Here is a 15,235-nt window from a genome sequence, read left to right on the forward strand (position 1 = left end):
GAGATATTAATGTCTTTAGAAATAGTTAAGGTGCCGGATATAGGTGACTATGATTCAGTTGATGTTATTGAAGTAAACGTTTCTGTGGGAGATGTTGTTTCTGTTGAGGATTCTTTAATAACGTTAGAAACAGATAAAGCTAGCATGGAAGTTCCATCTCCAGTGGCAGGAAAAATATCTAAAATAACTGTTAAAGTTGGAGATAAGGTTTCTGAAGGTGCTGCTATTATGGAAGTAGAAGTTGAAGGTGCTGCTTCAGCAGAAGAAAGTAAAGCTGAAGAAAATAATGCAGTTCCAAAAGCGGCTGATTCTTCAAGTACTGCGGCATCAAAAATAGTTGAAGTAGAAGTTCCTGATATAGGTGACTATGATTCGGTTGATATTATAGAAGTATCTGTGAAAGTTGGCGATATAGTTGAGAAAGAAGATTCTTTAATAACGTTAGAAACAGATAAAGCTAGTATGGAAGTACCATCTCCAGTATCTGGTAAAGTCGTAGAAGTTATAGCAAAAGTTGGTGATAAAGTTTCCCAAGGAAGCATTATTTTAAAAATTGAATCTGGTGATTCTGCCTCTTCAGCTCCAGCTAAACAAGAATCAGCTAGTGATAGTTCTTCTAAAGCAGCTTCTTCTGAAGTAGTTGATGTGGAAGTTCCTGATATAGGTGACTATGACTCAGTAGATGTTATAGAGGTATCTGTAAAAGCTGGTGATAAAGTTGAGAAAGAAGATTCTTTAATCACGCTAGAAACAGATAAGGCTAGTATGGAAGTTCCATCTCCAGCATCTGGTGAGGTTGTAGAAGTCATTGCAAAAGTTGGAGATAAAGTTTCTCAGGGCTCATTGATTTTGAAAATCAAAACGGCGGGTTCAGTATCATCTACTGCTACACAATCTCAAGAATCAAAATCTGCACCAGCTAAACAAGAAGCGCCTAAGTCTGTAGATGCAGCTCCTGTGGCTTCTAGTGAGATTGTTGATAATTCTAATGCTCACGCATCTCCATCTGTGAGAAAATTAGCTAGAATTTTAAATGTAGATCTTTCAAAAGTAAAAGCTACTGGTCGTAAAGGAAGAGTTTCAAAAGAAGATTGTTATAACTATATTAAAACTGCTGTTACACAGGTGCAAAGTGGTAAAGTTGCATCATCTTCTAATTCTGGTGCTGGCTTGGATTTATTGCCTGATCCAGTTGTGGATTTCTCTAAGTTCGGAGAGATAGAGACTCAACCTTTAACTCGTATTAATAAAATTAGTGCAAAAAATCTTCACAGAAACTGGGTTAAGATTCCTCATGTTACATTCTATGATGATGCTGATGTTACTGATTTAGAAGAATTTAGAAAATCTAAGAAAGCATTTTCTGATAAAACTGGAATAAAAATAACTCCTTTATCTTTCTTGATAAAGGCTGCTGCTGTTGCATTAAAAGAGTTTCCTAAATTTAATAGCTCTTTGTCTGCTGATGGTGAAAATCTGATTATTAAGAAATATTATAATATTGGTTTTGCTGCAGATACTCCAGCTGGTCTTATGGTTCCAGTTGTTAAAGATGCTGATAAAAAAGGAATTATTGAAATTTCTAAAGATATTATGGATTTGGCAGGTAAAGCTCGCGATGGTAAGTTAGGTAGTAAAGATATGACTGGTGCTACATTTACTATTTCAAGTATAGGCGTGTTGGGTACAACTTCATTTACTCCTATCATTAATATGCCAGAAGTGGCTATTATGGGTGTTTCAAAAACAGCTATTAAACCTGTATGGAATGGTAAGGAGTTTGTTACTAAATCTATGCTTCCTCTATCGTTATCTACAGATCATAGAGTAATAGATGGTGCTTATGCGGCTAAATTCTTAACAAGATATTGTCAGATTCTTTCTGATTTGCGTGAAATTATAATGTAACGGGGTTTATAATAAAATGAGTGATATTAAAACTGAAGTTGTCGTTTTAGGTAGTGGGCCTGGCGGTTATAGTGCTGCTTTTAGGGCTGCTGATTTAGGTAAAAAAGTTGTATTGATTGAAAAATATGCTGATATTGGTGGTGTTTGTTTAAATGTTGGTTGTATTCCTTCAAAAGCACTTTTACATGTTGCTAAAGTTATTAATGAAGCTAGACATTTAGCAGCTGATGGTATTATTGAAATGGGCGATCTTAAAATTAATAAAGATAAGGTTGTCGAGTATAAGGCTAATGTTGTTAAGAAATTAACTGTTGGTCTAAAAGGAATGGCTAAGCAAAGAGGAGTTGAGATTGTACAAGGTTATGGTAAATTCACTTCTGATAAAGAAATTGCTGTAGAAACTCCAGATGGATCGGTTAAAAAAGTAGCTTTTGAAAACTGTATTATTGCTGCTGGATCTAGTGTAATTAATTTACCTTTTGTGCCAAAAGATGATCGTATTATTGATTCTACTGGTGCTCTTGAAATGAAAGATATCCCAGATACTATGCTTGTAGTTGGTGGTGGTATTATTGGTCTTGAGATGGCTCAAGTTTACTCTGAGTTAGGAACTAAGATTACTGTTGTTGAATTTGCTGATCAGCTTATGAATGGCGTTGATAAAGATATGGTAAAAGCTTATGAGAAAATGAATTCTCGTTATGACATCCGTTTAAAGACAGGTGTTACAGCTATGGATGCTCGTAAAGATGGTATCTATGTTACTATGGAAGGTCAACATTCAGCTAAAGAAGAAAGATATGATAGAGTGTTGATGGCTATTGGACGTAAACCAAATGGTAAGCTTATTGATGCTGAGAAAGCTGGGGTTAAAGTCGATGAGAGAGGTTTTATTCCGGTAGATAAACAATGTCGTACTAATGTTCCTCATATTTTTGCAATAGGTGATGTTGTTGGTCAACCAATGCTTGCACATAAGGCTGTGCCAGAAGGAAGAACAGCTGCTGAAGTTATTTCTGGTTTAAACCATAGTTTTGATCCTTTGGTGATTCCTTCTGTTGCTTATACTGATCCTGAAGTTGCTTGGGTTGGTGAGACTGAAACTTCTGCTAAAACTAAAGGTATTAAGTATGAAAAGGGTGTGTTCCCTTGGGCAGCAAGTGGTAGATCTTTAAGTATTGGAAGATCCGAGGGTATGACTAAAGTATTATTTGATGAAGATCACAAAATTATTGGTGCGTCTATTGTTGGTACTAATGCTGGTGAGCTTATTTCAGAAGCTGCTTTAGCTATTGAAATGGGCTGTGATGCTGAAGATATCGCATTAACAGTTCACCCACATCCAACTTTATCTGAAAGTTTAATGATGGCTACAGAAGTATTTGAAGGTACTGCAACAGATCTTCCTCCTCAAAAAAAGAAAAAATAATTACTCTCTAAGTTTTTTTAATCTAAAGCTTTCTATCTTTTTATTTATCCTATTTTGTTATACTTATAAGTAAATAAAATTCTTTAAATTTTCTATGAAATTCTTTAGAAGAAGTTTTTTACTAGTGGTATTGGCTCCAAGTGTCTTGGTTGCTGCAACTGAGCAAAATAATGAGCTCTCACAAAATCCAACAGCAGAGGAAGCTCAGCAGTATATTGATACTAGTAAAGATTGTATGATTGTACAGAATAAGAAGCAGATTGTAATGAAATGTGGCGATAATATGATTTTTGTTACTTCTGAAGGAGTTGGTATTAAAACTCCTAGTGTTTCAAAGTTTTGGAGTTAAGATATGATTTGGTCAGATATTTTATCGGAAGAAAAGCAGAAGCCTTATTTTAATGAGATATTAAACTTTTTAGCAAATGAAATTAGGCAAGGTAAAATAATATTTCCTATTAAAGAAAATATTTTTAATGCTTTTAAATATACAGGGTTTGAGAATCTAAAGGTTGTTATACTTGGGCAGGACCCTTACCATAACTTTAATCAAGCGCATGGGTTAGCATTCTCCGTTCAAGAAGGAGTTGATGTTCCCCCATCTCTTAAAAATATGTATAAGGAACTTGCTAGAAGTGTGACTGGTTTTAGTGAACCAAGTCATGGATGTCTTACGAGTTGGGCAGAGCAAGGTGTTTTTTTGCTTAACACAACCCTTACAGTGGAGGCCCATAAAGCAAATTCTCATAAAGATATAGGTTGGGGCGTCTTTACTGATACAGTTATAAAAAAAATATCAGATAATAAAGAAAATGTCGTATTTATGCTTTGGGGTAGTCATGCTCGTAAGAAAAAAGATCTAATTGATAATTCTAAGCATCTAATTTTAGAGTCAACGCACCCATCACCATTATCTGCACATCGAGGTTTTTTAGGATGTGATCATTTTATTAAATGTAATGATTTTTTAATTAAAAAAGGATTGGATCCAATAAATTGGGCTTTATAAGCTTAGCTAGGCTTCCTGTTGGCTCAAAGGATGTATTTTGAGATAGTGTATGTTATAATATTTGCCATGTGACTCTAGTTTTTGAGAAAGTGGTAAATGTCAGCTTTTGGTAAAGAAGTTTCTTCTGTAAATATAGAAAAAGAGCTTAAGCAATCATATTTAGATTATGCGATGAGTGTAATAGTTGGGAGAGCTCTTCCTGATGTTAGGGATGGTTTAAAACCAGTTCATCGTCGTGTATTATTTGCGATGAATGAACTATCTAACTACTATAATAGACCTTATAAAAAGTCTGCTAGGGTTGTCGGTGATGTTATAGGTAAATATCACCCTCATGGAGACACAGCTGTTTATGACACTATAGTTAGAATGGCTCAACCGTTCTCTCTTCGTTATACACTTGTTGATGGTCAAGGTAACTTTGGTTCTGTTGATGGTGATGCTCCAGCTGCGATGCGTTATACAGAAATTAGAATGGAAAAGCTTACGCATGAGCTTTTAGTCGATATAGATAAAGAAACTGTAGATTTTTCTCCAAACTACGATAATACAGAATTGGTTCCTGACGTTTTACCAACTAGAGTTCCTAACCTTTTAGTTAATGGTTCTTCAGGTATTGCGGTTGGTATGGCAACAAATATTCCGCCACATAATATGTCAGAAGTTATTAATGGAGTTATGGCATTAATAGATGAACCAAGTTTAGAAACTGAAGATTTAATAAAGTATATTCCTGCCCCTGATTTTCCTACAGGAGCTTTAATTAATGGTACAGATGGTATTTTAGAGGCTTATAAGACTGGTCGTGGTCGTGTAATTATGCGCTCTAGAGCGACTATAGAGGAAGATGAAGCTAGTGGCAGATCTCAGATTATAGTTACAGAAATACCATATCAAGTAAATAAAGCTAAATTAGTAGAAAAAATAGCTGAGCTTGTTAAAGATAAAAAAATTAGCGGTATTTCTGAGTTAAGAGATGAGTCTGATAAAGATGGTATAAGGGTTGTTATAGATGTTAAGAGAGATGAGTCTCCTGAAGTTCTTTTAAACAGTCTTTATGCACAAACACAACTACAATGTAGCTTTGGTATAAACATGGTTGCTCTTAGTGACAATAGGCCAAAACTCTTAGGTCTTAAAGAAATTCTAGAGCAGTTTATAAAGCACAGAAAAGAAGTTGTAACTAGAAGAACTGTTTTTGAATTAAGGAAGTCAAAAGAAAGAGCGCATATTTTAGAAGGTTTGCTGCTATCTTTATCTAATATTGATGAGATGATAGAGCTTATTAAAGCTTCACCAAGTCCAGCAGATGCAAAAGAATCAATGCTTGCTAGATCTTGGAATGGTGCGATAGTTAAGAGTATGTTAGAAGGTGTTGATGTTAAAATGTATAGAAAAGAGACATTGTCATTACACTATGGTATTCAAGAAAATGCTTTATATAACTTAACAGAAGAGCAAGCAGAAGCAATATTAGCTTTAAGATTGCATAGATTAACTGGTCTTGAGCAAGATAAGATTGTGTCAGAATTTAAAGAATTAATTGATAGAATTAAATATTTAATAGGTATTTTAAGTAATGTTGAAGAACTTATTAGGGTTGTAAAAGAAGAGCTTGTTGAGATAAGAGAAAACTTTGGAGATGCAAGAAAATCAGAGATTATAGAATCTAGGTTAGATTTGACAAGAGAGGATCTGATTGCTGAAGAAGATATGGTTGTAACATTATCTATGGATGGATATGTTAAGAGTCAGCCATTGAGTTTATATAATGCTCAAAAACGAGGTGGTGTAGGTAAATCAGCAACAAAAACTAAAGAGGAAGATAGTATCTTTAAGTTAATGTTGGCTTCGACTCATGATACTATGCTTTGTTTCTCAAGCTTGGGTAGAGTTTATTGGACTAAGGTTTATGACTTCCCTGTTGCGGGAAGGATATCAAAAGGAAGACCAATAAATAATATACTTCCTTTAGAAAGAGATGAAAAAATTACTGCTTTAATGCCAGTTTCTGAGTTTACTCCTGGATACTTTATTTTTATGGCTACAAAGCTTGGTAGAGTTAAAAAAGTTGATTTATCGGAGTTCGCCCGCCCTAGATCAACTGGCAAAATAGCTATTGGGCTAGTTGAAAAAGATGAGCTTTCATATGTTGCTTTAACTGATGGTAATAAGCAAATAATGATGTTCTCAAATGCTGGTAAAGCTATTAGATTCGATGAGTCTGATGTAAGAGCTATGGGTCGTTCTGCACAAGGTGTGACAGGCATGCGTTTACAAAAAGGGCAAAGTATAGTTTCAATGCTTGTTACTAACCCAGATGAGGGAGTTGTTCTTGCTGCAACAGAAAATGGTTATGGCAAAAGAACTTCAGTATCAGAGTATAGAAAAACTAAACGAGCTAGCCAGGGCGTTATAGCAATTTCTACTTCAGAAAGAAATGGTCAAGTTGTTGTGGCTGTATTGGTTGAGGAAGATGAAGATATAGTGTTAATCACTAATAATGGTACTTTGGTTAGAACATCATCATCTGAAGTTAGAGAGTGTGGTCGCTCTGCTCAAGGCGTAAGGCTAATTAACTTAAGAAATTCTGAAAAACTCATTAGTTTAAAAGTAGTAAAACAATCTATGGATGAGGACTGTGAAGAGTCTGTGGATGAAGAGATAGAAGAAGTTCTTGAGTAATAGAAGTTTATGGTTTCTAAAAGGAAAATAACTATCCTCGGAGCTACTGGCTCTATAGGTGATAGTACACTTGCAATAGTTAGAGAAAGGCAGGACTTTGATGTTTATGCTCTAACTGCTTTTAGCAATATTTCTAAGCTAGCAAAACTGTGTATGGAGTTTTCTCCTAAATATGCAGTAGTTCCAACTTTAGAGGCTAAAGATCAATTAAATAATTTGATTTTAAATGTTGAGGTTGAAATTCTTTTTGGAGAAGAAGCTTTAGAAAAAGTATCTAGTGATATTGATGTCGATGTTGTAATGTCAGCAATAGTTGGCATAGCTGGGTTAAAGCCAACTTTTGCCGCAGCCACATCTGGTAAGACTATTCTTTTAGCAAATAAGGAAGCTTTAATTACAGCGGGGCATTTATTGATAAATGAGGTTAATAATAATTCTGCTAGATTGATTCCTGTCGATAGTGAGCATAATGCTATTTTTCAATGTTTAGAGACAACAAAGTTTTCTAGAAGTGTAAAAGAAATAATTCTAACTGCTTCAGGTGGGCCCTTTAGGAATAAGTCCTTAGATGAGCTAACTGAAATAACTCCAGAACAGGCTTGTAAGCATCCTAATTGGAGTATGGGTAGAAAGATATCTATAGATTCCTCAACTATGGTAAATAAAGCTTTAGAGGTTATCGAGGCCTACTGGCTTTTTGATGTTCCTGCTGATAAAATAAGAGTCCTTATTCATCCACAGAGTGTTATACACTCTATGGTTATGTATATAGATGGTAGTTATATTGCTCAATTAGGATCTCAAGATATGAGAATTCCTATAGCAAATGCTATGTATTATCCAAATAGAGAAAATGTTAATGTGTCTCCTTTGGATTTTATAAATTTGAAATTAACTTTTGAAAAAGCATGTTTTGATAGGTTTGAGGCTTTAAAAATAGTTTTTAAGAATTTGAGAAAAAAAGATTATGCAGCAAATATTATATTTAATGCTGCTAATGAGGTTTTTGTAGAGGCCTTTTTAAATAATAAAATTAAATATTTAGATATAATTGAATATAATAAAGCCATTTTAGAAAAGCTGAGATTTAAAAATCCTAGTGATTTACAAGAAGTTTTTGTTATAGATCAAAAAGCCCGTGAATATAGTAGGGCTTTGCTTGGGGAGAATTAGGTGTCTTTTTTTATCAGAAAGATAATTTTAACAATATTTTTAGTTATAGGAATAATTTCTATATCTGAGGCTGCTACAGATAGCTTCATATTAGGAGATGTATCTATAAATGGCTTAGAAGGCATTAGTAAAGATGTTGTTAAAAGTAGACTTCGTTATGAAAAAGGAAGTTATATTACTCCTGAAGACACTAATCAAATTATAAATAACTTATATGGAACTGGCTTTTTTGATAGCATAGATCTTTCTCGCAAAGGCAGAGACTTATTTATTAATGTTAAAGAAAGACCTATCATTGCAGGTTTTTCTTTTAATGGAAATAAAAAAATAACAAAAGAAGAGCTCGATAAATTATTTACTGATGCTGGGGTATATGTCGGTAATATATATAGTCCAGACACTATGTTTCTTATAAGGCAGTCTCTTTTGACGCAATATTCTATGATGGGTTTATATAGTGCGACAGTAGATGAGAACGTTAGAGAACTGCCAAATAATAGAGTTGATATTTCTATAGATATAGCAGAAGGTAAGCCTGCTACCATTGGTGCCGTAAATATCATTGGTAATAAAAGTTTTCCAGATTCTGATATTAAAGATAATGTTGCATTACAAGTACCTTCAATTTGGAACCTTTGGGGGTTCTTAGCACCGTTTGATAGTTATTCACCAGCTGGGATGGATCAGTCTATAGAAGGTATAACTAATTATTACCTTGACAGAGGTTATTTAGATTTTAAGGTAACATCAAAACAAGCTTCGATGTCAAAAGATAGAGAGCATTCTTATGTGGCTTTTGATGTGTCTGAGGGAGATGTTTATAAAATTTCAGATGTTACTTTTGAAGGGAAATATATAGTTCCAGAATCTGAGATAGAAGCTCTTATAAAAATACATAAAGGACAAGTTTTTTCTAAAAAGAATTTGGTTGATACTGTTGAGGCTATTAAAACTTTACTTGGTAGTAAGGGTTATGCATTTGCAATAGTTAATCCAATTCCAAAGATTAATAAGGATAAAAAAACAGTTGCTTTTAAAATCGTAATTGATGCTGGTAAAAAAGTTTATGTAAATAGAATTAATATTAATGGTAATAACGTTACGAATGATTATGTTTTCCGTAGGCAACTGCAATACTATGAGCAAAGTCAATACGATAAAGAGGCAATGGATAAATCTCAAAGGAGACTTTCTCAGTTACCATATGTTGCTTCGGCAGATATGGAATTGGTTCCAGTTGAAGGGAGCGATGACTTAGTTGATGTTAATTATAATATAAAAGAAAGAAACGCTAACTCTATTAGTGGTAGTTTAGGTTATTCAGATCTTTATGGATTTATGATTGGCGGTAAGCTAAATATGCCTAACGTTTTTGGTACGGGTAATACATTTAATATTGATGCACAGTTATCCATACCATTCCAAAATTTATCAATCAGTTATATAGACCCTTACTTAACTACATCTGGAATAAGTCAAAGTATTTCAGCTTATGTTAATAGGTCTAACTTTGCAAAAACAGATGCGATAGCAGCTTATCAGTTAGATACATTTGGCGCAAGATTAATGTATGGAGTACCTCTTTCGGCATTTAATAATGTAACTTGGGGTATAACTTATGCAAATAATAATGTAAAGCAATCTACTGGTTTTAACTCATCAATTGTTGATTATTTTATAGCTCAAAATGGTGGTAAACATCAATTTAATGAGCCGGCAATTACTGCAGGTTGGAATTATGATTCCTCAAATAAATACATGTTTCCAACTGCTGGAGGGACATTTAATTTAAATGGGTCTGTTAACCTTCCATATCTTAGTGGAATACAGGCTTATAAAATACAAGCTAGTGGAACTTATAATATTGCTGTACCAAACACGGAATTTTCAGCTCTCACAATAAGAGGGGGTGTTGACTATGGTGGTGGTTATGGAGATACAGCAAATTTGCCATTCTATGAAAACTTCTACGGAGGTGGTTGGGGAAGTGTTAGGGGCTTCTCACAGGGTTCTTTTGGTCCAAGAGATATTGATTATAAAACAAAAACAATAGGTAATGCTATTGGTGGGAACTTGAATATTTATAATAACTATGATTTATTATTTCCAGTACCATTTATTAAAGATAGTTCAAATATGAGAGTTGGTGCTTTTTTTGATTTAGGAAATACTTATACTACCTATCAATTGCCACCGGGGGTTATTGCACCGACTCCAGCGCAGGATACGGTGCCATCATTCGCAAACTTAAAGTATTCTGTTGGCTTAGAGTTTAGATGGGCTTCTCCAGTAGGCCCATTAGCAGTATCTATAGCTCAACCATTTAATGTTAAACCTGGTGATATAGTGCAAAATTTCCAGCTATCACTAGGACAAAATTTTTAGTAACTAAAGGAGACAGTAATGAAAAAGAAAATATTATTAGCGGCATCTGTAATTATGATGGGTGCTACAGCATCTTATGCGGAGACAAAAATAGCGGTTGTAAATCCTGTTCAAATCTTTAATGATGCTAATTTAGGGTCGCTTAGTGTTAAGCAGATTGAGAATGAAATTAAACCAGAAGCAAATAAACTTAAGCAGGAGCAGGATAAAATAAGTCAACAAATGCAAGATTTGCAGAAAGGTTCTGCTACTATGACTAAGGCAGCATTGACTAGTAAACAAGAAGAGATTCAAAAAGAGTATCAGTTATTCACAGAAAAAGCTCAAGCTTTGCAGAAAAAAGAATATACTAAAAAAGAAGAGCTTTCTAATAAGTTCCAAGCATCTTTTGATGCTGCAGTTAGCAGTGTTGCTAAACAGAAAGGATATAATATGGTTGTTACAACTCAATCATTAGCTTATTCAAATGGTATTGATGATATATCGAGCGATGTAGTTGCTTTAATGAATAAATAGAAAATAAGATTTATATTGGTTGGAGAATTGATGTTTTCATTAAAATTATTGGCTGAAAAGCTTGATGGTGTAGTACATGGGGATGAAAGTGTAGAGATAGCAAAAATAGCGACGCTATCTCAAGCTAAAATTGGTGATATTTCTTTTTGTACAAATCCAAAATATTTGAAGGATTTAAAAGAAACTAAAGCTTCTGCAGTATTAATCACTGAGGAGGCACTTCCTTATTGTAATACAAATGCAGTTGTATTATCTAATCCTTATATGGCTTTAGCTAAAGTTATGGAGCTTTTTGATAAAAGTCCCAAGCCTAGTGGTAAAATTCATAGTAAAGCTGTTATAGCAGCAAGTGCTATTATTGGTAATAATGTTACTATTGATGCAAATGCTGTTGTTGGTGAGGATGTTATTTTGGGGGATGATGTTGTCGTAGGTGCTTGCTGTACAATAGATAATAATACAAAGATAGGCAGAGCAACAGTAATTAAAAGTAATGTTTCAATAGCACATGATGTTGAAATAGGTGCTGAATGTATAATTCATCAAAATACTGCTATAGGCTGTGATGGTTTTGGTAATGCACGTAATGAAGATGGATCTTGGACAAAAATACCTCAGCTTGGAAGAGTTATAGTTGAAGATGACGTTGAGATTGGTGCAGGTACAACCGTTGATAGAGGGGCTATAGATGACACTATTATTAAAAAAGGGGCACGTATTGATAATTTAGTACAGATAGCTCATAATGTAATTATTGGTGAGAATACTGCCCTTGCTGGATTAACAGCTGTTGCGGGTAGCACCAAGATAGGTAATAATTGCCTGATAGGAGGTCAATCTGCTATTACGGGACATATTAGTATCTGTGATAATACAGTGATAGGTGGTGCATCTAATATAGGGAAATCTGTGACTAAACCAGGCATGTATTATGCAGCATTTGAAGCTAAGCCTAGGATTGAATGGGGTAGGTTTGTCGCAAGATTATCTAAGATAGATAAGTTAATGGCTAGAGTTAAAGAATTGGAAAAGAAGTTTAATAAATAATGAAGGGTTGTTATGAGTCAGTTTAATGAAAATAGTAGACAGATAGATATTATGGGTATAAAGAAAATTTTACCACATAGATATCCTTTTGCACTTTTAGACAAAATTCTTGATTGGGATATTGAAGAAAGATCAATTATTGCTCAAAAAAATGTGACAGTTAATGAAGAATTTTTTAATGGACATTTTCCTGAATTTCCAGTTATGCCAGGTGTTCTTATCGTTGAGGCAATGGCTCAAGCTACAGCAATACTAGGAGAATTAATGGCTGAGAAGCTATTTGCTGAAGTAGTTGCAAAGCATGGCGGTGGAAGAAGAACTTTTATGTTAGCTGGGATAGATAAAGTTCGTGTTAAAAGACCGGTTATGCCAGGTGATGTTTTAATTATTGAATCTAGAATGGTAAAACAAAAGAATATTATTTGTACAGCTCAATCAGTAGCAAAAGTAAATGATCAAATCGTTTGTTCAGCAGAGTTAATGGCGGCTTATAAGGATTATTAATCGTGATACATAGTTCAGCAGTAGTTCATGAAAGTGCTAAAATAGCTGAGAGTGCTAAAATTGGTCCTTTCTGTGTGGTAGGTGAAAATGCAGTTATTGGGGAAGGTACAGAACTACTAAGCCATGTAACTATTGGAAGTGATGCGATTCTTGGTAAGAATAATAAAATATTCCAATTTGCTTCAATAGGGTATGATCCTATTGATTACACCTATAAAGGAGAGTTTTCTCAGGTTATTATAGGTGATAATAATATTATAAGAGAGTGTGCCACTATTCATGGAGGCACCTCTAAAGAAGAACAGATTACTAGAGTAGGAAATAATAATCTTATAATGTGTTATGTTCATATAGGACATGATTGTAAAATAGGAAATTATGTATCTTTAGTTAATAATGTTGGTCTCGCTGGGCATGTGAGAGTAGATGATTTTGCAATAATAAGCGCTAATGTAGGAGTGCATCAGTTTTGTAGAATTGGAGCTCATTCATTTATTGCTCATGCAGCTTTGATAGGTAAAGATGTCCCCCCTTATATTATGGTTACTGGTAGAGGTGCTCATGCAAGCCCTTGTGGAATAAACTCTGAAGGGCTTAAGAGAAGAGGTTTTGATACAGAGCAAATGCGTAAAATAAAAGAAGTTTATCGTTTGTTATATAGACAAGGATTAACTCTTAAAGAAGCATATCCTTTAATAAAAGATATGGCTGAAGAGCATGCTTATATTAAACCATTTGTGGATGTTATAGAATCAACAGATAGAGGAATACTCAAGTAGTGAGAATAGGAATAGTTGCTGGGGAGTTATCTGGAGATCAGCTTGGAGCAAGTCTAGTAAAAGAGCTTAAGAAAACTTATCCTGATGCTATCATAGAAGGGATTGGTGGTCCAAAAATGGTAGCAAATGGTTTTAATACTTTATATCCAATGGAAGCTCTTTCAGTTATAGGTTTTTTTGAAGTTCTGTCTAAAGGTATTCAGATATTAAATATTAGGAGAAAAGTGATTAATCACTTTAAAGAAAATAAACCTGATATTTTTATAGGTATAGATGCACCTGATTTTAATTTGACTGTTGAGAAAAAACTACGACAGGCTAGAATAAGAACGGTACATTATGTAAGTCCTAAGATTTGGGCTTGGAGAGAGTATAGAATAAAAAAAATAAAAGAAGCAACAGATACTATATTAGCTATACTACCTTTTGAAGAAGAGTATTATAGAACAAGACATAACTTTAAAGCCGTTTTTGTAGGTCATCCTCTAGCAAAGGCGATACCATTAGAAATAGATAAACAGAAATATAGAAAAGAGCTTGGTTTAAGTTTAGAAGATACTATATTGGCAGTACTTCCAGGAAGTAGAAAAAGTGAAGTAACAAAGCTTTTACCTGTGTTTTTAGATGCATTAGATAAGCTGAAGAAAGATGGATATAAGTATAAAGCTGTTATTCCTATAGCTAAACCATCATTAAGATCAATATTTGAAGAATATAAAGAAAAAATAAATATCCTTCCAATAATAATATATGAAGGGCATTCTCATGAAATATTAAAAGCTTCTGATTTCTGTCTACTATCTTCAGGTACGGCAACTTTAGAAACAATGCTTTGTAAACTGCCTATGGTTGTTGGATATAAGCTTTCAAAAGTTTCAGCCTTTCTAGCAAGGCTTCTTGTAAAAGGTAAGCATAGTTATTTTGCTTTTCCAAATATTTTATCAGGTAAAGAGATTATTTCAGAGCTAATACAAGAAGACTTCACTGTTGAAAAGGTTTTATTTCAATTGAAGAGATTGTTTGATGATGATGCTAGAAATAAGAGAATAGTATCAGAGTTTCATGAGATACATAAAAAAATGATAGTAGATACCGATATTAAAATAGTAGAAGAGGTTCAAAAACTTTTATCATCTACTTGTTAATTTTTTTTAGTAAAAGAGATATAATTATTAACTAAATTTAAGTTAGGGTTATCTTATGTTTTTAATTTTAAGTTTATCATTACTTTTAGTTGTACTTATTGTCATAGATTTTTATAGAAAAGGACTTAGACAAAAGCAATTAAATAAATTAGAGGCTATAAATAGCCAATTAATTAATCTTTCTATAGAAACAGGAAATATAGATTCTGATACTGCTGAAATTGTTGAGCATAAAAATGAATATGAATATTTGAAACAAGGTTTTTCTTTATTTTATTTTGAAAGCTTTCAAGAGATGGATCTTAAAGATCTCAATTCCTTTTTTAAAGGATATGGGATTAAGTTTGCAGAAGGAATATTTCAAAAAGTTAGTTATAAAGATGTTATATATAGTATTTTGCCTGATAATGAATCTCAAACCTTTGAAGGAATTACTAAAGTAAAGTCTATAATAGTGGTTATGAATTATAGGAAAGTAGCTTCTGAAGGCTATGATGTAAAAGTTTGTTATGAGTCTATGATTGATATGCTAGACTCTCTTGTTAAAGCATTTTCAGGTGTATTGATGAGCGAGAACAAAGTTAGATTAACTAATAGAGATAAGCAAAAGTATTTAGAGGCAGTGGTCTCTTAATTTATTATTAAAATTTTTTAA

The 15,235-nt window shown here is 33.5% G+C and carries 13 protein-coding genes; all 13 read left to right on the forward strand.

Annotated features, from left to right (window positions below):
• The first annotated feature begins 9 nt into the window (after positions 1 to 9).
• Positions 10 to 1,908, forward strand: a complete 1,899-nt coding sequence (gene aceF, locus KX01_RS03825) for a pyruvate dehydrogenase complex dihydrolipoyllysine-residue acetyltransferase (protein WP_071663733.1) — start codon at positions 10 to 12, stop codon at positions 1,906 to 1,908.
• Positions 1,909 to 1,924: 16 nt separating this feature from the next.
• Positions 1,925 to 3,337 (forward strand): dihydrolipoyl dehydrogenase, encoded by a 1,413-nt coding sequence (gene lpdA / locus KX01_RS03830; protein ID WP_071663734.1) that lies wholly within the window; start codon positions 1,925 to 1,927, stop codon positions 3,335 to 3,337.
• A 94-nt stretch (positions 3,338 to 3,431) separates the two neighbouring features.
• Positions 3,432 to 3,686 carry a hypothetical protein gene (locus KX01_RS03835; RefSeq protein ID WP_071663735.1) on the forward strand — a complete coding sequence of 85 codons (255 nt, stop codon included), beginning with the start codon at positions 3,432 to 3,434 and terminating at the stop codon, positions 3,684 to 3,686.
• Between the two features lie 3 nt (positions 3,687 to 3,689).
• On the forward strand, positions 3,690 to 4,346 hold the full coding sequence (gene ung, locus KX01_RS03840; protein ID WP_071663736.1) for a uracil-DNA glycosylase: 657 nt from the start codon (positions 3,690 to 3,692) through the stop codon (positions 4,344 to 4,346).
• Between the two features lie 96 nt (positions 4,347 to 4,442).
• Positions 4,443 to 7,031, forward strand: coding sequence for a DNA gyrase subunit A (gyrA, locus tag KX01_RS03845; protein WP_071663737.1), 2,589 nt, complete (start codon positions 4,443 to 4,445; stop codon positions 7,029 to 7,031).
• Positions 7,032 to 7,040: 9 nt separating this feature from the next.
• The gene (dxr, locus tag KX01_RS03850) at positions 7,041 to 8,204 is read left to right on the forward strand and encodes a 1-deoxy-D-xylulose-5-phosphate reductoisomerase (RefSeq protein WP_071663738.1); all 1,164 of its coding nucleotides are present in this window, start codon (positions 7,041 to 7,043) and stop codon (positions 8,202 to 8,204) included.
• Positions 8,205 to 10,589, forward strand: coding sequence for an outer membrane protein assembly factor BamA (bamA, locus tag KX01_RS03855; RefSeq protein WP_071663739.1), 2,385 nt, complete (start codon positions 8,205 to 8,207; stop codon positions 10,587 to 10,589).
• 18 nt (positions 10,590 to 10,607) lie between these two features.
• Entirely contained in the window at positions 10,608 to 11,105 is a 498-nt protein-coding gene (locus KX01_RS03860) for an OmpH family outer membrane protein (protein WP_071663740.1), read from the forward strand.
• A 30-nt stretch (positions 11,106 to 11,135) separates the two neighbouring features.
• Positions 11,136 to 12,152 (forward strand): UDP-3-O-(3-hydroxymyristoyl)glucosamine N-acyltransferase, encoded by a 1,017-nt coding sequence (lpxD, locus tag KX01_RS03865; RefSeq protein ID WP_071663741.1) that lies wholly within the window; start codon positions 11,136 to 11,138, stop codon positions 12,150 to 12,152.
• A gap of 12 nt (positions 12,153 to 12,164) precedes the next feature.
• On the forward strand, positions 12,165 to 12,656 hold the full coding sequence (gene fabZ / locus KX01_RS03870) for a 3-hydroxyacyl-ACP dehydratase FabZ (protein ID WP_071663742.1): 492 nt from the start codon (positions 12,165 to 12,167) through the stop codon (positions 12,654 to 12,656).
• A gap of 2 nt (positions 12,657 to 12,658) precedes the next feature.
• A complete protein-coding gene (gene lpxA / locus KX01_RS03875) occupies positions 12,659 to 13,435 on the forward strand; it encodes an acyl-ACP--UDP-N-acetylglucosamine O-acyltransferase (RefSeq protein ID WP_071663743.1) in 777 nt (258 codons plus the stop codon).
• Positions 13,435 to 14,580 (forward strand): lipid-A-disaccharide synthase, encoded by a 1,146-nt coding sequence (gene lpxB / locus KX01_RS03880; protein WP_071663744.1) that lies wholly within the window; start codon positions 13,435 to 13,437, stop codon positions 14,578 to 14,580. The genes lpxA and lpxB overlap by 1 nt, the downstream gene beginning before the upstream one ends.
• A gap of 55 nt (positions 14,581 to 14,635) precedes the next feature.
• Complete coding sequence (locus KX01_RS03885) at positions 14,636 to 15,214, forward strand: hypothetical protein (RefSeq protein WP_071663745.1); 579 nt, start codon at positions 14,636 to 14,638, stop codon at positions 15,212 to 15,214.
• Positions 15,215 to 15,235: the final 21 nt, after the last annotated feature.

Origin of the sequence: Francisella frigiditurris (assembly GCF_001880225.1) — a bacterium.
GTDB classification, from domain to species: Bacteria; Pseudomonadota; Gammaproteobacteria; order Francisellales; family Francisellaceae; genus Francisella; species Francisella frigiditurris.